Annotated in this window: 21 protein-coding genes and 1 tRNA gene; 21 read left to right on the top strand and 1 reads right to left on the bottom strand. The window is 65.8% G+C overall.

Going from position 1 to position 20,392, the window contains the following annotated elements; all coding sequences use genetic code 11:
* Positions 1 to 3 precede the first annotated feature (3 nt).
* The 21 genes from AC3A6J_RS01085 to AC3A6J_RS00985 all read left to right on the top strand — a co-directional run bounded on the left by AC3A6J_RS01085 (position 4) and on the right by AC3A6J_RS00985 (position 18,554).
* Positions 4 to 1,002: an NAD(P)H-quinone oxidoreductase gene (locus tag AC3A6J_RS01085; protein ID WP_487858047.1), complete on the top strand. Its 999-nt coding sequence runs from the start codon at positions 4 to 6 to the stop codon at positions 1,000 to 1,002.
* A gap of 23 nt (positions 1,003 to 1,025) precedes the next feature.
* A complete protein-coding gene (gene tpiA, locus AC3A6J_RS01080; protein WP_487858046.1) occupies positions 1,026 to 1,796 on the top strand; it encodes a triose-phosphate isomerase in 771 nt (256 codons plus the stop codon).
* A gap of 38 nt (positions 1,797 to 1,834) precedes the next feature.
* Entirely contained in the window at positions 1,835 to 2,242 is a 408-nt protein-coding gene (gene secG / locus AC3A6J_RS01075) for a preprotein translocase subunit SecG (protein WP_487858045.1), read from the top strand.
* A gap of 120 nt (positions 2,243 to 2,362) precedes the next feature.
* Positions 2,363 to 2,447: transfer RNA gene (locus tag AC3A6J_RS01070), tRNA-Leu, on the top strand.
* 67 nt (positions 2,448 to 2,514) lie between these two features.
* A complete protein-coding gene (locus AC3A6J_RS01065; protein WP_012748607.1) occupies positions 2,515 to 2,874 on the top strand; it encodes an NADH-quinone oxidoreductase subunit A in 360 nt (119 codons plus the stop codon).
* A gap of 15 nt (positions 2,875 to 2,889) precedes the next feature.
* On the top strand, positions 2,890 to 3,369 hold the full coding sequence (locus tag AC3A6J_RS01060; RefSeq protein ID WP_280815972.1) for a NuoB/complex I 20 kDa subunit family protein: 480 nt from the start codon (positions 2,890 to 2,892) through the stop codon (positions 3,367 to 3,369).
* 12 nt (positions 3,370 to 3,381) lie between these two features.
* On the top strand, positions 3,382 to 3,993 hold the full coding sequence (locus tag AC3A6J_RS01055) for an NADH-quinone oxidoreductase subunit C (RefSeq protein WP_487858044.1): 612 nt from the start codon (positions 3,382 to 3,384) through the stop codon (positions 3,991 to 3,993).
* 1 nt (position 3,994) lies between these two features.
* On the top strand, positions 3,995 to 5,248 hold the full coding sequence (locus tag AC3A6J_RS01050; RefSeq protein ID WP_487858043.1) for an NADH-quinone oxidoreductase subunit D: 1,254 nt from the start codon (positions 3,995 to 3,997) through the stop codon (positions 5,246 to 5,248).
* A gap of 10 nt (positions 5,249 to 5,258) precedes the next feature.
* The gene (locus AC3A6J_RS01045) at positions 5,259 to 5,795 is read left to right on the top strand and encodes an NADH-quinone oxidoreductase subunit NuoE family protein (protein WP_487858042.1); all 537 of its coding nucleotides are present in this window, start codon (positions 5,259 to 5,261) and stop codon (positions 5,793 to 5,795) included.
* Positions 5,795 to 7,135, top strand: coding sequence for an NADH-quinone oxidoreductase subunit NuoF (gene nuoF / locus AC3A6J_RS01040; protein WP_487858041.1), 1,341 nt, complete (start codon positions 5,795 to 5,797; stop codon positions 7,133 to 7,135). The genes AC3A6J_RS01045 and nuoF overlap by 1 nt, the downstream gene beginning before the upstream one ends.
* Before the next feature lie 76 nt (positions 7,136 to 7,211).
* A complete protein-coding gene (gene nuoG, locus AC3A6J_RS01035; protein ID WP_487858040.1) occupies positions 7,212 to 9,374 on the top strand; it encodes an NADH-quinone oxidoreductase subunit NuoG in 2,163 nt (720 codons plus the stop codon).
* The gene (gene nuoH, locus AC3A6J_RS01030; RefSeq protein ID WP_487858039.1) at positions 9,371 to 10,447 is read left to right on the top strand and encodes an NADH-quinone oxidoreductase subunit NuoH; all 1,077 of its coding nucleotides are present in this window, start codon (positions 9,371 to 9,373) and stop codon (positions 10,445 to 10,447) included. Before nuoG ends, nuoH begins: the two co-directional genes overlap by 4 nt.
* Before the next feature lie 17 nt (positions 10,448 to 10,464).
* Positions 10,465 to 10,989 carry an NADH-quinone oxidoreductase subunit NuoI gene (gene nuoI, locus AC3A6J_RS01025; protein WP_487858038.1) on the top strand — a complete coding sequence of 175 codons (525 nt, stop codon included), beginning with the start codon at positions 10,465 to 10,467 and terminating at the stop codon, positions 10,987 to 10,989.
* Between the two features lie 37 nt (positions 10,990 to 11,026).
* Entirely contained in the window at positions 11,027 to 11,692 is a 666-nt protein-coding gene (locus tag AC3A6J_RS01020; protein WP_487858037.1) for an NADH-quinone oxidoreductase subunit J, read from the top strand.
* The gene (nuoK, locus tag AC3A6J_RS01015) at positions 11,689 to 11,997 is read left to right on the top strand and encodes an NADH-quinone oxidoreductase subunit NuoK (protein ID WP_487858036.1); all 309 of its coding nucleotides are present in this window, start codon (positions 11,689 to 11,691) and stop codon (positions 11,995 to 11,997) included. Before AC3A6J_RS01020 ends, nuoK begins: the two co-directional genes overlap by 4 nt.
* A 15-nt stretch (positions 11,998 to 12,012) precedes the next feature.
* Positions 12,013 to 14,046, top strand: coding sequence for an NADH-quinone oxidoreductase subunit L (gene nuoL / locus AC3A6J_RS01010; protein WP_487858035.1), 2,034 nt, complete (start codon positions 12,013 to 12,015; stop codon positions 14,044 to 14,046).
* Positions 14,047 to 14,071: 25 nt separating this feature from the next.
* Positions 14,072 to 15,550: an NADH-quinone oxidoreductase subunit M gene (locus tag AC3A6J_RS01005; protein WP_487858034.1), complete on the top strand. Its 1,479-nt coding sequence runs from the start codon at positions 14,072 to 14,074 to the stop codon at positions 15,548 to 15,550.
* A 108-nt stretch (positions 15,551 to 15,658) separates the two neighbouring features.
* Positions 15,659 to 17,146: an NADH-quinone oxidoreductase subunit NuoN gene (gene nuoN / locus AC3A6J_RS01000; protein WP_487858033.1), complete on the top strand. Its 1,488-nt coding sequence runs from the start codon at positions 15,659 to 15,661 to the stop codon at positions 17,144 to 17,146.
* A gap of 20 nt (positions 17,147 to 17,166) precedes the next feature.
* Positions 17,167 to 17,472: a DUF2818 family protein gene (locus tag AC3A6J_RS00995; RefSeq protein WP_487858032.1), complete on the top strand. Its 306-nt coding sequence runs from the start codon at positions 17,167 to 17,169 to the stop codon at positions 17,470 to 17,472.
* Between the two features lie 10 nt (positions 17,473 to 17,482).
* Complete coding sequence (locus AC3A6J_RS00990) at positions 17,483 to 18,091, top strand: NUDIX domain-containing protein (protein ID WP_487858031.1); 609 nt, start codon at positions 17,483 to 17,485, stop codon at positions 18,089 to 18,091.
* Between the two features lie 7 nt (positions 18,092 to 18,098).
* Complete coding sequence (locus AC3A6J_RS00985; RefSeq protein WP_487858030.1) at positions 18,099 to 18,554, top strand: DUF1178 family protein; 456 nt, start codon at positions 18,099 to 18,101, stop codon at positions 18,552 to 18,554.
* A gap of 31 nt (positions 18,555 to 18,585) precedes the next feature.
* Here AC3A6J_RS00985 and AC3A6J_RS00980 read toward each other — a convergent pair whose 3' ends face one another.
* Positions 18,586 to 20,370 (bottom strand): ABC transporter transmembrane domain-containing protein, encoded by a 1,785-nt coding sequence (locus AC3A6J_RS00980; protein WP_487858029.1) that lies wholly within the window; start codon positions 20,368 to 20,370, stop codon positions 18,586 to 18,588.
* Between the last annotated feature and the right edge of the window lie 22 nt (positions 20,371 to 20,392).

Here is a 20,392-nt window from a genome sequence, read left to right as displayed (position 1 = left end):
ATCATGAAAGCCATTGAAATCACTTCGTACGGCGCCCCCGAGGTGCTGCGTGCCGTGGAGCGCCCCGATCCGGTGGCCGGGGCGGGCGAGCTGCTGATCCGCGTTGCGGCCAGCGGCATCAACCGCCCCGACGTGCTGCAGCGCAAGGGGCACTACCCGGTGCCGCCGGGCGCTTCCGACCTGCCGGGCCTCGAGGTGGCCGGTGAGATCGTGTCGGGCGACGCCGCGGCGCTGGCCGAGGCGGGGCTCAAGGTCGGCGACAGGGTCTGCGCGCTCGTCGCGGGCGGCGGCTATGCCGAACTGTGCGTGGCGCCGGTGGCGCAATGCCTGCCGGTGCCGAAGGGCTGGAGCGACGTCGAGGCGGCTTCGCTGCCCGAGACCTTCTTCACTGTCTGGAGCAACGTGTTCGATCGCGGCCGGCTGCAGAAGGGCGAGACCCTGCTCATCCAGGGCGGCACGAGCGGCATCGGCGTGACGGCGATCCAGATCGCCAAGGCCATGGGTGCCACAGTGATCGCTACCGCCGGAAGCGACGACAAGTGCGAGGCCTGCAGGAAGCTCGGCGCCGACCACGCCATCAACTACCGCACGAGCGACTTCGTCGAAGAGGCGAAGAAGCTCACGGGCGGCAAAGGCGTGGACGTGATCCTCGACATGGTCGCGGGCGACTACGTGGCGCGCGAGATCGAGTGCATGGCCGAAGACGGCCGGCTCGTGATCATCGCGGTGCAGGGCGGGATCAAGAGCGAGTTCAATGCGGGGCTGGTGCTGCGCAGACGGCTCGTGATCACCGGCTCCACGCTGCGGCCGCGGCCGATCGCATTCAAGGGCGAGATCGCCCGCGCGCTGCGCGAGAAGGTCTGGCCGCTGCTCGAAAGCGGCGCGGTCAAGCCCGTGATCCACAGCACCTTCGCAGCGAGTGGCGAGCCGAGCGGCGCGGCCCAGGCGCATGCGCTGATGGAATCCAACCAGCACATCGGCAAGATCGTGCTGACATGGTGACGACGAGCGAGCAACAGACGACGATGACGACGACGACCAAGAAGAAGCTGATTGCCGGCAACTGGAAGATGAACGGCAGCCTGGCTGCCAACGAGGCGCTCGTGAAGGCCCTGCAGCAGGGTCTCGCCGCGGCGCCGGCCGGCTGCGATGTCGCGCTGTGCGCGCCGGCGCCGTATTTCGCGCAGCTGCAGTCGCTGCTGGCCGCAACGCCTGCCCTGGCGCTGGGCGCGCAGGACATCTCGGCGCATCCGCAGGGTGCGTTCACGGGCGAGCAGTCGGCCGCCATGCTGAAGGACTTCGGCGTGCGCTATGCGATCGTCGGCCATTCCGAGCGCCGCCAGTACCATGCCGAATCCGACGAGGCGGTGGCCGCCAAGGCGGCGGCCGCGCTGGCGAACGGCATTACGCCGATCGTCTGCGTGGGCGAGACGCTGGCCGAACGCGAAGCAGGGCACACCGAAGAAGTGGTCAAGCGCCAGCTGGCCGCGGTGATCCACGTCAACGGCCATTGCATCAGCGAGATCGTCGTGGCCTACGAGCCCGTCTGGGCCATCGGCACCGGCAAGACCGCCACGCCCGAGCAGGCGCAGGCGGTGCATGCCGTGCTGCGCGCGCAACTGCACCATGCCGCGAGCGAGCACGCAGCGGGCATCCGCATCCTCTATGGCGGCAGCATGAACGCGGCGAACGCCGCCGAGCTGCTGGCCCAGCCCGACATCGACGGCGGGCTCATCGGCGGCGCATCGCTCAAGGCCCCCGATTTCCTGCAGATCATTTCGGCTGCCGCACGCTGAACGCGGCGCGAGCAGTCATCAATTAGGAGTAAGAACGAATGAACCTGGTCCTCAATCTTTTGGTCGGCGTGCAGATGCTGACGGCGCTGGTCATGATCGGGTTGATCCTGATCCAGCACGGCAAGGGCGCCGACATGGGCGCGGCCTTCGGCAGCGGCAGTGCCGGCAGCCTGTTCGGTGCCAGCGGCAGCGCCAATTTCCTGTCGCGCACCACTGCGGTGCTGGCGGCGGTGTTCTTTGCCTCCACGCTGCTGTTGGCCTACTTCAGCCATGCGCGGCCCGCGGGCGGCGGCAACAGCCTGCTGGAGCGCGCGGCCATCGGCGTGCCGGCCACGCCTGCTTCGGGCGCGGCAGGGCAGATTCCCGCTGGCGCAGCCCCGGCTGGTGCAGCTGCATCGGCGCCGGCCGCACCCGCTCCGGGCGCCGGCGAGATCCCGAGCAAATAATCAAGTTGTTTTCATTGAGCAGGTCGCTGAAAACGACTTCATTTCAGGGTAAACTCTAAAGCTGTTCGGAAAGCCAAACACCTTCACAGGTACCTCATGCCATCCGGACAAGTCAAAACCGCGGTCGTGGTGAAATTGGTAGACACGCTATCTTGAGGGGGTAGTGGCGAAAGCTGTGCGAGTTCGAGTCTCGCCGACCGCACCAAATCTCACCGGCAGAAAGCCTCTTTCAGAGCGTTCTTCTGCCGGTGGCAAGCGGTGAAAAATTCCCGATGAACCTCGATTCCTATCTCCCCGTCCTTTTGTTCATTCTGGTCGGTGTCGGTGTAGGCGTCGCGCCACAGGTCATCGGCTACATCCTGGGGCCCAACCGGCCCGACGCAGCGAAGAATGCACCTTACGAGTGCGGCTTCGAGGCCTTCGAGGATGCGCGCATGAAATTCGACGTGCGCTATTACCTCGTCGCGATTCTCTTCATCCTGTTCGATCTCGAGATCGCCTTCCTGTTTCCGTGGGCCATTGCGCTCAAGGAAATCGGCGCCGTCGGCTTCTGGGCCATGATGATCTTTCTCGCCATCCTCGTCGTGGGCTTCGCCTACGAGTGGAAAAAAGGCGCGCTCGACTGGGAATGACAAGGAAGCTACAAAATGGCCATTGAAGGCGTCATGAAAGAAGGCTTCGTCACCACCACCTACGACACGGTGGTGAATTGGGCGAAGACCGGATCACTTTGGCCGATGACTTTCGGCCTTGCATGCTGTGCCGTCGAGATGATGCATGCGGGCGCGGCCCGCTACGACATCGATCGCTTCGGCATGCTGTTTCGTCCGAGCCCGCGCCAGTCCGATCTGATGATCGTGGCCGGCACGTTGTGCAACAAGATGGCGCCGGCGCTGCGCAAGGTCTACGACCAGATGCCCGAGCCGCGCTGGGTGTTGTCGATGGGTTCGTGCGCCAATGGCGGCGGCTACTACCACTACAGCTACTCGGTGGTGCGCGGCTGCGACCGCATCGTGCCCGTCGACGTCTATGTGCCGGGCTGCCCGCCGACGGCCGAGGCGCTGCTCTACGGGATCATCCAGCTGCAGCAGAAGATCCGCCGCACCAACACCATTGCGCGCGCCTGAGGAGCTGCCCTGATGACCGACTTTGCGATTTCTCCAGAGGCGCTCCAGGCGACTCTGGTGCAGACCCTGGGTGCCAAGGCCAAGCGCGTGACGGTTGCGCTCGGCGAGGTGACGGTGGTCGTGGCTGCCGCCGACTACATCGACGCCGCGCTGCTGCTGCGCGATGCGCCCGGCTGCCGCTTCGAGCAGCTGATCGACCTCTGCGGCATGGACTACTCGGACTACCGCGAAGGCGAGTGGGAGGGCGCGCGTTATTGCGTCGTCGCCCACCTGCTGTCGGTTAGCCTCAACCAGCGTGTGCGGCTCAAGGTGTTCGCCGAGAGCGACGACCTGCCAGTCGTCGATTCGCTGCAGCCGGTGTGGAGTGCCACTACCTGGTTCGAGCGCGAGGCCTTCGACCTCTACGGCATCGTGTTCGAGGGGCATGACGACCTGCGCCGCATCCTGACCGACTACGGCTTCATCGGCCATCCGTTCCGCAAGGATTTCCCGGTGTCGGGCCACGTCGAGATGCGCTACGACGAAGAACAGAAGCGCGTGGTCTACCAGCCGGTGTCGATCGAGCCGCGAGAGATCACGCCGCGCGTGATCCGCGAAGACAACTACGGCGCCGGACTCCACTGACATGGCCGAAATCAAGAACTACACCCTCAACTTCGGCCCCCAGCATCCCGCGGCACACGGCGTGCTGCGCCTCGTGCTGGAGCTCGACGGCGAAGTGATCCAGCGCGCCGATCCGCACATCGGCCTGTTGCACCGTGCGACCGAGAAGCTGGCCGAATCGCGCACCTTCATCCAGTCGCTGCCGTACATGGACCGTCTCGACTACGTGTCGATGATGAGCAACGAGCACGCCTACTGCCTCGCCATCGAGCGGATGATGGGCCTCGATGTGCCGGAGCGCGCGCAGTACATCCGTGTGATGTTCGCCGAGATCACCCGCCTGCTGAACCACCTGCTGTGGCTCGGCGCGCACGGGCTCGACTGCGGTGCGATGAACATGCTCATCTACTGCTTCCGCGAGCGCGAGGACCTGTTCGACATGTACGAGGCGGTTTCGGGCGCGCGCATGCATGCGGCCTACTTCCGTCCGGGCGGCGTCTACCGCGACCTGCCCGACGCGATGCCGCAGTACAAGGTCAGCAAGATCAAGAACGCCAAGGCGATCGAGAAGCTCAACGAGAACCGCCAGGGCTCGCTGCTCGACTTCATCGACGACTTCTGCAAGCGCTTCCCGAAGATGGTCGACGAGTACGAGACGCTGCTCACCGACAACCGCATCTGGAAGCAGCGCACCGTGGGCATCGGCGTGGTGACGCCGGAGCGCGCGCTGAACCTCGGTTTCACGGGTCCGATGCTTCGCGGCTCGGGCGTCGAGTGGGACCTGCGCAAGAAGCAGCCATACGACGTCTACGACCGCATGCAGTTCGACGTGCCCGTCGGGCGCACCGGCGATTGCTATGACCGCTACCTCGTGCGCGTGGAAGAAATGCGCCAGGCCAACCGGATCATCCAGCAGTGCTCGGCCTGGCTGCGCGTCAACCCGGGCCCGGTCATCACCGACAACCACAAGGTCGCCGCGCCTGCGCGCGAATCGATGAAGGCGAACATGGAGGAGTTGATCCACCATTTCAAGCTCTTCACCGAAGGCTTCCACGTGCCCGAAGGCGAGGCGTATGCCGCCGTCGAGCATCCGAAGGGCGAGTTCGGCATCTACCTCGTGAGCGACGGCGCCAACAAGCCCTATCGCCTGAAGATCCGTGCGCCCGGTTTCCCGCATCTCGCCGCCCTCGACGAAATGTCGCGCGGTCACATGATCGCCGACGCTGTCGCGGTGATCGGCACGATGGACATCGTGTTCGGCGAAATCGACAGGTGAGAAAGAGCGAATGACTTCCTCGACCCACCACGACACGGCGCCTTCTGCTCCTTTGAGGGCCGACATTCTCGAGCGCTTCGCGCGCGAGGTCGCCAAGTACCCCGAGGCCGGCAAGCAGTCGGCCGTGATGGCGTGCCTGGCCATCGTCCAGCAGGACGAGGGCCACGTGAGCATCCCGCGCGAGCGCGAGATCGCCGACTACCTGGGCATGGCGCCGATCGCCGTGCACGAGGTCACGACCTTCTACAACATGTACAACCAGCATCCGGTGGGCCGCTTCAAGCTCAACGTGTGCACCAACCTGCCGTGCCAGCTGCGCGACGGCGCCACCGCGCTCGTGCACCTCGAGAAGAAGCTCGGCATCAAGATGGGCGAGACCACGGCCGACGGCCTGTTCACGCTGCAGCAGAGCGAATGCCTTGGTGCCTGCGCCGATTCGCCGGTGATGCTGGTCAACGACCGCACGATGTGCAGCTTCATGAGCAACGAGAAGCTCGACCAGCTCGTCGACGGCCTGCGCGATTCGGCCAAGGGAGAGGCTGCATGATGTCGCCCGAACAAGTGCTCCAGCAGTTCCGCGCCACGGGCGTGCAGACCTGCTTCCACAATCGCCACCTCGAGCCGCAGATCTATGCCGGCCTCGACGGCACCAACTGGCGCCTGGCCGACTACGAGGCGCGCGGCGGCTATCAGGCGCTGCGCAAGATCCTCACCGAAGGCCTCACGCCCGACCAGGTGATCGCCGAAGTCAAGGCCTCGGGCCTGCGCGGCCGCGGCGGCGCGGGCTTTCCGACGGGCCTCAAGTGGAGCTTCATGCCCCGCCAGTTCCCGGGCCAGAAGTACCTCGTGTGCAATTCCGACGAGGGCGAGCCGGGCACCTGCAAGGACCGCGACATCCTGCAGTTCAACCCGCACATCGTGATCGAGGGCATGGCCATTGCTGCCTACGCCATGGGCATCAGCGTGGGCTACAACTACATCCACGGCGAGATCTTCCAGAGCTACGAGCGCTTCGAAGAGGCGCTCGAGGAAGCGCGCGCGGCGGGCTACCTCGGCGACAACATCATGGGCAGCGCGTACAGCTTCCAGCTGCATGCGTCGCATGGCTTCGGCGCCTACATCTGCGGCGAGGAAACCGCGCTGCTCGAGTCGCTAGAAGGCAAGAAGGGCCAGCCGCGCTTCAAGCCGCCGTTCCCGGCGAGCTTCGGCCTCTACGGCAAGCCCACCACCATCAACAACACCGAGACCTTCGCGGCGGTGCCCTGGATCATCCGCAACGGCGGCCAGGCCTACCTCGAGTGCGGCAAGCCGAACAACGGCGGCACCAAGATCTACTCGGTGAGCGGCGACGTCGAGCTGCCCGGCAACTACGAAGTGCCGATGGGCACGCCGTTCTCGAAGCTGCTCGAGCTCGCGGGCGGCGTGCGCAAGGGCCGCACGCTCAAGGCCGTGATTCCCGGCGGATCGTCGGCGCCGGTGCTGCCGGCCGAGATCATGATGCAGTGCACGATGGACTACGACTCCATCGCCAAGGCCGGCTCCATGCTGGGCTCGGGCGCCGTGATCGTCATGGACGACAGCCGCTCGATGGTCGAGTCGCTGCGCCGCCTCTCGTACTTCTACATGCACGAATCCTGCGGCCAGTGCACGCCGTGCCGCGAGGGCACGGGCTGGCTCTACCGCGTGGTCGACCGCATCTACAACGGGCAGGGCAGGGCGACCGACATGGACCTGCTCAACTCCGTGGCCGACAACATCCAGGGCCGCACCATCTGCGCGCTGGGCGATGCCGCGGCCATGCCGGTGCGCGCCATGATCAAGCACTTCCGCCACGAGTTCGAGGCACTGATCCCGGGCTATGTCCCGAAGGCGTCTGTCAAGGCATGAACCGCCGGGCCGTTCCCAAGGTGAATACCGCAGCCGCAGGCGGAGGTTGTCCGTTGGCGCGAGAAGAAACACACTCATGATCGAAATCGAACTCGACGGCAAGAAGGTCGAAGTGACCGAAGGCAGCATGGTGATGCATGCGGCCGACAAGGCGGGCACGTACATCCCGCACTTCTGCTATCACAAGAAGCTCAGCATCGCGGCCAACTGCCGCATGTGCCTGGTCGACGTGGAGAAGGCGCCCAAGCCGATGCCGGCCTGCGCCACGCCCGTGACGCAGGGCATGATCGTTCGCACCAAGAGCGAGAAGGCCATCAAGGCGCAGCAGTCGGTGATGGAGTTCCTGCTGATCAACCATCCGCTCGACTGCCCGATCTGCGACCAGGGCGGCGAATGCCAGCTGCAGGACCTGGCCGTGGGCTACGGCGGCTCTTCCTCGCGCTACGAGGAAGAGAAGCGCGTCGTGTTCCACAAGGACGTCGGCCCGCTGATCAGCATGGAAGAAATGAGCCGCTGCATCCATTGCACGCGCTGCGTGCGCTTCGGCCAGGAAGTGGCCGGCGTGATGGAGCTCGGCATGATCCACCGCGGCGAGCATTCCGAGATCACCACCATCCTCGGCGAGACCGTGGATTCCGAACTCTCGGGCAACATGATCGACCTGTGTCCGGTCGGTGCGCTCACGAGCAAGCCGTTCCGCTACAGCGCTCGTACTTGGGAGCTGTCGCGCCGCAAGTCGGTGAGCCCGCACGATTCGACCGGCGCGAGCCTGATCGTGCAGGTCAAGAACAACCGCGTGATGCGCGTGGTGCCGCTCGAGAACGACGACGTCAACGAATGCTGGATCGCCGACCGCGACCGCTTCTCGTACGAGGCGCTCAACGGCCCCGAGCGCCTCACGCAGCCCATGCTCAAGCAGGGCGGCCAGTGGCAGCAGGTCGACTGGCAGACCGCGCTCGAGTACGTCGCCAACGGCCTCAAGCAGATCAAGGCCGACCACGGCGCGCAAAGCATCGGCACGCTCGTGAGCCCGCACAGCACGCTCGAGGAGCTCAAGCTCGCGGCCATGCTCACGCGCGAGCTCGGCAGCGACAACATCGACTACCGCCTGCGCAACGCCGAGTTCCCGGCATTCGAAGGCGTGCGCTGGCTCGGCACTTCGGTCGCATCGCTGTCGCAACTGCAGCGTGCGTTCGTCATTGGCTCGAACCTGCGCAAGGACCATCCGCTGTTCGCGCTGCGCATCCGCGAAGCCGTGCGCAAGGGTGCGGCGCTGTCGGTGCTGACCTCGCAAGGCCTGCTGGCCGATCCCGAGGCATGGGCCATGACCGTGGCCCAGGCCGCCGTCGTCGACGCCGGCCAATGGGTCGAGGTGCTCGCAGGCGTTGCCGCGGCGATCGGCCAGACCACGGGCGTCACATCGCCGCTCGCACCCGCCAACGCACCCGACGACACCGCCAAGGCCATCGCGGCTTCGCTGCTCGGCGGCGAACGCAAGGCGATCCTGCTCGGCAACGCCGCGGCGCACCATGCGCAGGCCAGCAGCCTGCTGGCCCTCGCGAACTGGATCGGCGCGCAGACCGGCGCCACCGTCGGCTACCTGACCGAAGCCGCCAACACCGTGGGCGCACAGCTCGTGGGTGCGTTCCCGAAGAACGGCGGCCTCGATGCCGGGCGCATGCTCGCGGCCGGTTCGGGCCTCAAGGCGGTGCTGCTGCTCAACAACGAACCGGTGTTCGACTCGGCTGCGGGCGCCGCGGCCGCCGACACCATCGGCAATGCCCAGATGGTCGTCACGCTGAGCCCATTCAAGGCCAACCTCGAATTCAGCGACGTGCTGCTGCCGATCGCGCCGTTCACCGAAACGCCGGGCACCTTCGTCAATGCCGAAGGCCGCGTGCAGAGCTTCCATGCCGTCGTCAAGCCGCAAGGCGAGGCGCGTCCGGCCTGGAAGGTGCTGCGCGTGCTCGCGAACCTGCTCGGCCTGCCGGGCTTCGCCTTCGAATCGACCTCGGAAGTGCTCGCCACGGTGGGTGACAACGGCGCGCTGCCGGCCGGTGCGCTGGCCAACGCCACCGCTGCAAAGGCCGTGGCCGCCGACGCGGGCCTGCCCGCGCCCGTGGTCGCGAGCATCTACCAGCTCGATTCGATCGTGCGCCGCGCGCCGTCGCTGCAGCTCACCGCCGATGCGCGCAGTGCATCGGCCGCACCGGCCCGTGCCGAGGAGGCCTTGGCATGATCGACGCACTGCACGCTTTCGGCCAGGGCCTGGTTCAGGCCGGCTGGTGGACCGGCATGGCCTGGCCCGTGATCTGGACGCTCATCAAGATCATCGCGGTCGTGATCCCGCTGATGCTTGCCGTCGCCTACCTCACACTCTGGGAGCGCAAGGCCATCGGCTTCACGCAGATCCGGGTCGGGCCGAACCGCATCGGGCCGCTGGGCCTGTTGCAGCCGATTGCCGACGCGCTCAAGCTGATGACCAAGGAAATCATCCTTCCGACGGTTGCCAACAAGGGCCTGTTCCTGCTCGGTCCGATCATGACGATCATGCCGGCGCTCGTCGCATGGGTCGTGATTCCCTTCGGTCCCGACCAGGCGCTGGCCAACATCAATGCCGGCCTGCTGTTCGTGATGGCCATCACCTCGCTCGAGGTCTACGGCGTGATCATCGCCGGCTGGGCCTCGAACTCGAAGTACGCCTTTCTGGGCGCGCTGCGCGCGTCGGCCCAGATGGTGAGCTACGAGATCGCGATGGGCTTCTGCTTCGTCGTGGTGCTGATGGTCTCGGCCAGCCTCAACATGACCGACATCGTGACGGGGCAGGGCAAGGGCATGTTCGCGGACATGGGCATCGGCTTCCTGTCGTGGAACTGGCTGTCGCTGCTGCCGATCTTCGTCGTCTACTTCATCTCGGGCCTGGCCGAAACGAACCGCCATCCTTTCGACGTGGTCGAGGGCGAATCCGAGATCGTCGCGGGCCACATGATCGAGTACTCGGGCATGAGCTTCGCGATGTTCTTCCTGGCCGAGTACGCCAACATGTGGCTGGTCTCGATCCTGTGCGTCGTGCTGTTCCTCGGTGGATGGCTGCCGCCCTTCGAGTTCCTCGCCTTCATTCCGGGCTGGATCTGGCTCGGCATCAAGACCTTCTGCGTGGTCACCATGTTCCTGTGGGTCCGCTCGACCTTCCCGCGCTTCCGCTATGACCAGATCATGCGGCTCGGCTGGAAGATCTTCATTCCGGTCACGCTCGTGTGGCTGGTGGTGGTCGGTGCCTGGATGCAGACCCCGTTCAATATCTGGAATTAACTGGAAGCGCCAACATCATGTCTGCGCACACCGCAACCACCACCGCGTCCGCACCGTTCTCGCTCAAGGACTTCCTGAGCAGCTTCATGCTGCTCGAGCTGTTCAAGGGCCTGGCGATCACGGGCAAGTACGCCTTCGCACGCAAGATCACCGTGCAGTTCCCCGAAGAGAAGACGCCGCTGTCGCCGCGCTTCCGGGGCCTGCATGCGCTGCGCCGCTATGAGAACGGCGAAGAGCGCTGCATCGCCTGCAAGCTGTGCGAGGCCGTGTGCCCCGCGCTCGCGATCACGATCGAATCCGACGTGCGCGACGACGGCTCGCGGCGCACCACGCGCTACGACATCGACCTGACCAAGTGCATCTTCTGCGGCTTCTGCGAAGAAAGCTGCCCGGTCGATTCGATCGTCGAGACCCACATCTTCGAATACCACGGCGAAAAGCGCGGCGACCTGTACTTCACCAAGGACATGCTCCTGGCGGTGGGCGATCGCTACGAAAAAGAAATCGCGGCGAACAAGGCGGCCGACGCCAAGTACCGCTGATCCGATCGGCCCGAACCCCGTACCCATCCGAATTCCAATGGACGTCAAGACCGGTCTGTTCTATCTGTTTGCCGCGGTGCTGCTGTTCGCGGCATTCCGCGTCATCACCGCACGCAATCCCGTGTACGCCGCGCTGTACCTGGTGCTGGCCTTCTTCCAGGCCTCGGCCATCTGGCTGCTGCTGCGTGCCGAGTTCCTTGCGATCGCGCTGGTGCTCGTCTACGTGGGGGCGGTGATGGTGCTGTTCCTGTTCGTCGTGATGATGCTCGACATCAACATGGACGGCTTGCGGCAGGGCTTCTGGAAGCACTTTCCGCTGGCCGCCGGCGTGGGCGCGCTCATCGCGCTCGAGATGGCCGCGGTGCTGATGGGCGGCTTCCGCCTGTCCGAGGCGCCGCGCGCGGCGACCGAGGCCGCGGCCAACAGCTCGAACACGCTCGAGCTCGGCAAGTTGCTGTATTCGGAATATCTGTATCCGCTCGAGATCGCAGCTGTGATCCTGCTCGTGGCCATCGTGGCGGCCATTGCCCTGACGCTGCGCACCCGCAAGGACAGCAAGTACGTCAACCCGGCCGACCAGGTTCGCGTCAAAGCGCGTGACCGCGTGCGCATCGTGCAGATGTCCGCCACGCGCGCAGCCGAGCCCGTGGTGGAAGCACCAGCCGCCGCCGACGCGCCTGCAGCAAAGGAAAACAAGGCATGACGCTCACGCTCGGACACTTTCTCTCGCTCGGCGCGATGCTCTTCGCGCTGTCGGTGATCGGCATCTTCCTGAACCGCAAGAACCTCATCGTGCTGCTGATGGCGATCGAGCTGATGCTGCTCGCGGTGAACATGAACTTCGTGGCGTTCTCGTACTTCCTGGGCGACATGCACGGCCAGATCTTCGTGTTCTTCATCCTGACGGTGGCGGCGGCCGAGTCGGCCATCGGCCTCGCGCTGCTGGTCCTGTTGTTCCGCAACAAGTCCAACATCAACGTCGATGAGCTCAACACGCTCAAGGGATAACGACAAGAACTCACCATGAGCGCAACCCTCTCTGCATCCACGCTGCTGGCCGTTCCGCTGGCACCCCTGGTCGGCGCGGTCCTCGCGGGCCTGTTCGGCACCAAGTTCGCCGGCAACCACATCGGCCGCAAGGTCACGCATTCGCTGACGATCCTCGGCGTGCTCGTCGCATTCGTGATCTCGGCCATGACGCTGAAGTCGGTCATCGTCGACGGCGCCCGCTTCAACGAGACCATCTACGAATGGATGATGGTCGGCGGCCTCCGGATGGAGGTCGGCTTCCTTGTCGACGGCCTCACCGCCATGATGATGTGCGTCGTGACCTTCGTGTCGCTGATGGTGCACATCTACACCATCGGCTACATGGAGGAAGACGAGGGCTACAACCGCTTCTTCGCGTACATCTCGCTCTTCACCTTCTCGATGCTGATGCTCGTCATGAGCAACAACATGCTCCAGCTGTTCTTCGGCTGGGAAGCGGTGGGCCTGGTGTCGTACCTGCTGATCGGCTTCTGGTTCAACCGGCCGACCGCGATCTTCGCGAACATGAAGGCGTTCCTGGTCAACCGCGTGGGCGACTTCGGCTTCATCCTCGGCATCGGCCTGATCGCGGCCTATGCGGGCACGCTGAACTACGGCGAAGCCTTTGCCAAGGCCGACACGCTGGCCGGCATCACCTTCCCGGGCACCGAATGGATGCTCGTGACCGTGATCTGCATCTGCCTGTTCATCGGCGCCATGGGCAAGAGCGCGCAGTTCCCGCTGCACGTGTGGCTGCCCGACTCGATGGAAGGCCCGACCCCGATCTCGGCACTGATCCACGCGGCGACCATGGTGACAGCGGGCATCTTCATGGTGGCGCGCATGTCGCCGCTGTTCGAGCTCAGCGACACGGCGCTGTCGTTCATCCTCGTGATCGGTGCCATCACCGCGCTGTTCATGGGCTTCCTGGGCATCATCCAGAACGACATCAAGCGCGTGGTCGCGTACTCCACGCTGTCGCAGCTCGGCTACATGACGGTGGCGCTCGGCGCCTCGGCGTACTCGGTGGCGGTGTTCCACCTGATGACCCACGCCTTCTTCAAGGCGCTGCTGTTCCTCGGCGCCGGCTCGGTGATCATCGGCATGCACCACAACCAGGACATCCGCTGGATGGGCGGCGTGCGCAAGTACATGCCGATCACCTGGATCACGTCGCTGCTGGGCTCGCTTGCGCTGATCGGCACGCCGCTGTTCTCGGGCTTCTACTCGAAGGACAGCATCATCGAGGCGGTGAAGGAAAGCCATCTCTGGGGCGCGCAGTTCGCGTATTGGGCGGTGCTGGCCGGCGTGTTCGTGACCGCGTTCTATTCGTTCCGCATGTACTTCCTGGTGTTCCACGGCAAGGAGCGCTACGACCAGAACCCCGATGCCCACCATGACGACCATGGTGCACACGGCGACGACGGCCATGGCCACCACGACCACAAGCCGCACGAATCGCCGATGGTGGTGTGGCTGCCGCTGGTGCTCTTGGCCATTCCGTCGGTCGTGATCGGCTACTTCACGATCGAGCCGATGCTGCACGGCGATTTCTTCAAGGACGCGATCTTCGTGGACGCCGCGAAGCACCACGCCATGAAGGAACTCGGCGAGGCCTTCCACGGCCCGATGGTGATGGCCCTGCACGGCCTGCAGACGGCGCCGTTCTGGCTGGCGCTCGCGGGTGTGGTGCTCTCGTACTACATGTACATGGTCAACCCGGCGCTGCCGACCGCCATCAAGCGCGGCTTCGGTCCGGTCTATCGCCTGCTCGAGAACAAGTACTACCTCGACTGGATCAATGAGAACATCGTGGCGCGCGGCGCGCGAGCGCTCGGTACCGGCCTCTGGAAGGGCGGCGACCAGGCGCTGATCGACGGTGCCGTGGTCAACGGTTCCTGGAAGCTCATCGGCCGCCTCGCGGGCGTGGTGCGCTGGCTGCAGTCGGGCTTCATCTATCACTACGCCTTCGCGATGCTGCTCGGCATCTTCATCCTGATGACGTACTTCGTCTGGTTCAAACGCTGAGTCCAAGCGCTGGAGAAAAAGAAAAATGGGTTTGTTGAGCCTTGCCATCTGGGTGCCGATCGCATTCGGCACCGCGCTGCTGGCGTTCGGCCGCGACGAAAACGCCCGGGGCGTGCGCTGGGTCGCGCTCGTCGGCGCCATCGCGAGCTTCCTGGTGACCGTGCCGCTCTTCACCGGCTTCGAGAACGGCACTGCCGCCATGCAGTTCGTCGAGAAGGCGAGCTGGATCACGCGCTTCAATGTCAGCTACCACCTGGGCGTGGACGGCCTCTCGCTCTGGATGGTGCTGCTGACGTCGTTCATTACTGTCGTGGTGGTGATCTCGGCCTGGGAAGTGATCACCGAGCGCGTCAACCAGTACATGGGCGCGTTCCTGATCCTGTCGGGCCTGATGATCGGCGTGTTCTCCGCGCTCGACGGCATCCTGTTCTACGTGTTCTTCGAAGCCACGCTGATCCCGATGTACCTGATCATCGGCATCTGGGGCGGCCCGAACAAGATCTACGCGGCGTTCAAGTTCTTCCTCTACACGCTGCTCGGCTCGCTCCTGATGCTGGTGGCGCTGATCTACCTGTACAACACCTCGGGCGGCAGCTTCGACATCCTGACCTGGCACAAGCTGCCGCTGGATGGCACCGCGCAGACCTTCCTGTTCTTCGCCTTCTTCGCCGCCTTTGCCGTCAAGGTGCCGATGTGGCCGGTCCACACCTGGCTGCCCGACGTGCACGTCGAGGCGCCCACGGGCGGCTCGGCCGTGCTGGCGGCGATCATGCTGAAGCTCGGCGCCTACGGCTTCCTGCGCTTCTCGATGCCGATCGCCCCCGATGCGTCGCACGAATGGGCCTGGCTCATGATCGCGCTGTCGCTGATCGCGGTGATCTACGTTGGTCTCGTGGCGCTGGTGCAGCAGGACATGAAGAAGCTCGTGGCTTATTCGTCGATCGCGCACATGGGCTTCGTGACGCTCGGCTTCTTCATCTTCAACGAACTCGGCGTGTCGGGCGGCATCGTGCAGATGATCGCGCACGGCTTCGTGTCGGCCGCGATGTTCCTGGGCATCGGCGTGCTGTACGACCGCGTGCATTCGCGCCAGATCGCCGACTACGGCGGCGTGGTCAACACCATGCCCAGGTTCGCGGCCTTCGCGCTGCTGTTCGCCATGGCCAACTGCGGCCTGCCGGGCACGGCCGGCTTCGTGGGCGAGTGGATGGTGATCCTCGGTGCGGTCAAGTTCAACTTCTGGATCGGCCTGGCGGCCGCCACCGCACTGATCTTCGGCGCGGCCTACACCCTGTGGATGTACAAGCGCGTCTACCTCGGCCCGGTCGGCAACGACCACGTCAAGGAACTCACCGACATCAATGCCCGCGAGTTCCTGATGCTCTCGCTGCTGGCGATCGCGGTGCTGTGGATGGGCCTCTATCCAAAGCCCTTCACCGATGCGATGGACGCGTCCGTGGTCGAACTGCTGCGCCACGTGGCGGTTTCCAAACTGCCTTCCTGATGATGACCCCCACGTTTGCGGCTGTGCCGCTGCACTGCCCCCCGAGGGGGCCCCGGACCGGCTTGGGGCGGCCCTGCGCCGCCGGGCCACGCTGAACAAGAGAACGAGATGATTGACAAACTCAGCTGGGTCGCGATCTACCCGGAAATCGTGCTGCTGGTCATGGCCTGCATCATTTTGCTGGTCGACCTGTCGACCACGAGCCCACGCCGCACGCGCACCTATGTGCTCACGCTGCTCACGCTCGCTGTGGTGGCGGTGCTGACCGGCCTCGCGGCCAACGACGGCAAGACCGTCTACGGTTTCGGCGGCATGGTCGTGAGCGACCCCATGGGCAACTGGCTCAAGTGCTTCGCCACGCTGGCGCTGATGGTCACGCTGGTCTATGGCCGTCCGTATGCGGCCGACCGCGAGATGCTGCGCGGCGGCGAACTGTTCACCATCAGCATGTTCGCGCTGCTGGGCATGTTCGTGATGATCTCGGGCAGCAACTTCCTGCTGATCTACCTCGGCCTCGAACTGCTCACGCTGTCGAGCTATGCGCTGGTGGCGCTGCGCCGCGACAACGCGGTGGCCAGCGAGGCGGCCATGAAGTACTTCGTGCTCGGCGCGATGGCGAGCGGCTTCCTGCTCTACGGGCTTTCGATGATGTACGGCGCGACCGGCTCGCTCGACGTCAACGAGGTGTTCAAGATCATCGCGAGCGGCAAGGTCAACCACCAGGTGCTGGTGTTCGGCCTGGTGTTCATCGTGGCGGGCCTGGCGTTCAAGGTCGGCGCGGCACCGTTCCACATGTGGGTGCCCGACGTCTACCAGGGCGCGCCGACGGCCGTCACGCTGCTGATCGGTGCGGCGCCCGAGCTGGCTGCGTTCGCCATCATCATCCGCCTGCTGGTCGAGGGCCTGCTGCCGCTTGCCTTCGACTGGCAGCAGATGCTGGCCGTGCTGGCCATCGCGTCGCTCGTGATCGGCAACCTGGCCGCGATCGCGCAGACCAATCTCAAGCGCATGCTGGCCTATTCGACCATCGCGCAGATGGGCTTCATGCTGCTCGGCCTCGTGGCGGGCGTGGTCAACGGCAACACCTACAACGCGCAGTTCGCGTACAGCGCCTCGATGTTCTACATCGTGACCTACGTGCTGACGACGCTCGCGAGCTTCGGCATCATCCTGCTGCTGGCACGCGAAGGCTTCGAGAGCGAGGAGATCACGGACCTCGCGGGCCTGAACCAGCGCAGCCCGCTGTACGCTGGCGTGATGGCCGTGGCGATGTTCTCGCTCGCGGGCCTGCCGCCGCTGGTCGGCTTCTACGCCAAGCTCGCGGTGTTGCAGGCGCTGATTGCCTCGGGCCAGGCGATCTACATCGGCCTCGCGGTGTTCGCGGTGGTCATGTCGCTGATCGGTGCCTTCTACTACCTGCGCGTGGTCAAGGTCATGTACTTCGATGCGCCTGTCACCGTCAGCACCGTGTCGGCACCGCGCGACGTGCGCGTCGTGCTGTCGGCAAACGGCCTGCTGATCCTCGTGCTGGGCATCGTGCCGGGCGGCCTGATGGCGCTGTGCGCCAAGGCCATCGTGGCCACGCTGGCCAACTGATTCCGGACTGAGCACGCTCGGTGTCGCAAACCGCATCGGTCTGGGTCGTGCTGCTGGTGGCCCTGGTGGCCGCCAACCTGCCGTTCCTCAACGAACGGCTGTTCGGCGCCGTGCCGCTGGCCACGCAGCCCAAGCCGCTGGCCGTCCGCTTCGCGGAGCTGGTGGTGATGTACTTCATTGCCGGCGGCGTCGGCCTGCTGTTCGAGCGCAGGGCAGGGCAGATCGCGCCGCAGGGCTGGGAGTTCTATGTGGTGACCGGCGCGCTCTTCATCGTGCTGGCCTTCCCAGGGTTCACCTGGCGCTACTTGATGAAGCACAGGCACTGAAACTGAAGAAATGACTTCTTCTCCAATCGCCGATTCGCACCTGAGGGAAGAACGCACGGGCAGCGAGATGCTGCTCGAGGGCAACTTCCTCAAGGTCTGCCGCGACACGGTGCGCCTGCCCGACGGGCACAGCGCGACGCGCGAGTACGTGATCCATCCGGGCGCCGTCGTCGTGGTGCCGCTGCTCGACGACGGCCGGGTGGTGATGGAGCGCCAGTACCGCTATCCGGTCGAGCGCGTGATGGTCGAGTTTCCGGCCGGCAAGCTCGATGCGGGCGAGGACCCCTTCGTCTGCGGGCGCCGCGAACTGCTCGAGGAAACCGGCTACACCGCGCGCGAATGGGCCCATGCAGGCGCCATGCACCTGGCGGTGGCCTATTCCACCGAGATCATCCATATCTACTTTGCGCGCGGCCTCTCGCTCGGCGAGCGCCAGCTCGACCACGGCGAGTTTCTCGACGTGTTCACCGCCACGCCGCAGGACGTGGCGCTCTGGTGCCGCGACGGCACGATCACCGATGCAAAGTCGCTCACCTGCGCGCTCTGGCTGCAGAACGTCCTTTCGGGGGCATGGGCTCTGGACTGGCAGGCCGCCCCGGAACAAGGCGGCGCGGGATAATCCGCGCATGAAGGTTCTCGATCTCCGATGCACGCACGGCCACGGCTTCGAAGGCTGGTTCGCGTCCAATGAGGCATTCGAGTCCCAGCTCGCCGCCGGGCTGGTCGAGTGCCCGATCTGCGCCGACACAGGCATCGTCAAGCTGCTGAGCGCCCCGCGCCTCAACCTAGGCAACCCCAGGCCGCCCGAAGCGGCCTCGGCGCCGTCGAAGTCGCAGCTGCCCGCCGAGTTGCCACAGTCGCCCGAGGCGCGCTGGATGCGCGCCGTGCGCGAGGTGCTCGCCAGGACCGAGGACGTCGGCGACCGCTTTGCCGACGAAGCCCGCCGGATGCACTACGGCGAAGCCGAGGAGCGCGGCATCCGTGGCCAGGCCACGCCCGAGCAGACGGTCGCGCTGCTCGAAGAAGGCATTCCCGTGCTGCCGCTGCCGATCCCGGCCGCGCTCAAGGAAACCCTGCAGTAGTCAAACCGCTGGGCCTTTCGTTCACAGCTTTTCAGCTCGTGAACTGCAGCGCGGCCAGCCGCGCATAGACCCCGCCCTGCGCCACCAGCGCCGCATGCGTGCCCTGTTCGACGATGCCGCCGTGGTCGAGCACCACGATGCGGTCGGCGCGCTGCACTGTCGCAAGCCGGTGCGCGATCACCACCGTCGTGCGGTTTTCCATCGCCGACTCGAGCGCGGCCTGCACCATGCGCTCGCTTTCCGCGTCGAGCGCGCTCGTGGCCTCGTCGAGCAGCAGCAGGGGCGGGTTCTTGAGGATCGCGCGCGCGATCGCAATGCGCTGGCGCTGCCCGCCCGACAGTCGCACGCCACGCTCGCCGAGGAAGGTGTCGTAGCCCTCGGGCAGCGCGCTGAGGAAGTCGTGCGCGAAGGCTGCACGGGCCGCGGCATGCACCTCGTCGGCGCTCGCCTCGGGCCGGCCGTAGCGGATGTTCTCGAAGGCGCTGGCCGAGAAGATCACCGCATCCTGCGGCACCAGGCCGATGCGCGTGCGCAGGTCGGCGAGCGCGAGCCCGGCGAGCGGCGCGCCGTCGAGCAGCAGCCCGCCCGACTGCGGGTCGTAGTAGCGCAGCAGCAACTGGAACACCGTGCTCTTGCCCGCGCCGCTCGAACCCACGAGCGCCACCGTCTCGCCGGGGGCCACGTCGAGGCTGAAGTCCTTCAGCGCCGGTGTCCCGGGCCGTGAAGGATAGTGGAATGTCACCGCGTCGAAGCGGATCGTGCTGCCTGCGGCGGGCGTCGGCGCCATGGCCGGGCTGGGCGGCGACACGATGGCCGAGGGCGCGTGGAGCAGCTCCATGAGCCGCTCGGTGGCGCCGGCCGCACGCAGCAGGTCGCCGTAGACCTCGCCGAGCACCGCGGTGGCCGCCGCGAGGATCGCGACATACACCACCGTCTGGCCCAGGTGGCCGGCCGTGATGTCGCCGCGCAGCACCGCCTGCGTGCCCTGGTACAGGCCCCACAGCAGCGCCGCCGAAGTGGCGATGATGATGAAGGCCACGAGCACCGAACGCGCGCGCGTGCGCCGCACGGCGGTGCCGAACGCGTTCTCGGTCGAGGCGCGGAACCGATCGGCCTCGCGCGCCTCGGCCGTGTAGCTCTGCACCACGGGAATGGCATTGAGCACCTCGGCCGCGATCGCACTCGCGTCGGCCACCCGGTCCTGGCTGGCGCGCGAGAGCTTGCGCACGCGGCGACCGAACCACATGCTTGGCAGCACCACCAGCACCAGGATGCCCATCACCTGCACCATCACGTAGGGATTGGTCCAGATCAGCACCGCGAGCGCGCCCACGCCCATCACCGCATTGCGCAGCCCCATGCTGAGCGACGAGCCCACCACCGTCTGCACCAGCGTGGTGTCGGCCGTCAGGCGCGACAGCACCTCGCCGGTCTGCGTGGTTTCGAAGAAGGCCGGGCTCTGGCGCAGCACGCGCTCGTAGACCGCATTGCGCAGGTCGGCCGTGACGCGCTCGCCGAGCCAGCTCACCGTATAGAACCGGGCGGCCGAGAAGAGGCCCAGCGCCACCGCCACCGCGAACAGGGCGCCGAAGTGCTCGCGCAGCGCCATGGTCTGCGCGCCCTTGTCGCTGCTGACCAGGCCGCCGTCGATCAGGCTGCGCAGCGCGAGCGGAAACGCCAGCGTGGTGACCGCTGCCATGACAAGAAAGATGCCGGCGAGCGCGATCTGCACGCGGTAGGGCCGAAGAAAAGGGCCCAGGCCCGAGAGCGATCGGGGTGAGCCCTTGGCCGGCGAGGACAGGGGAGGAGATGCCATGCGGCGATTCTAACGAGCGACC

Source organism: Variovorax sp. Soil_C_39, assembly GCF_057656815.1.
The sequence above is the reverse complement of the archived record's forward strand: the minus strand, read 5'-3'. Positions and strand labels throughout refer to the sequence as shown.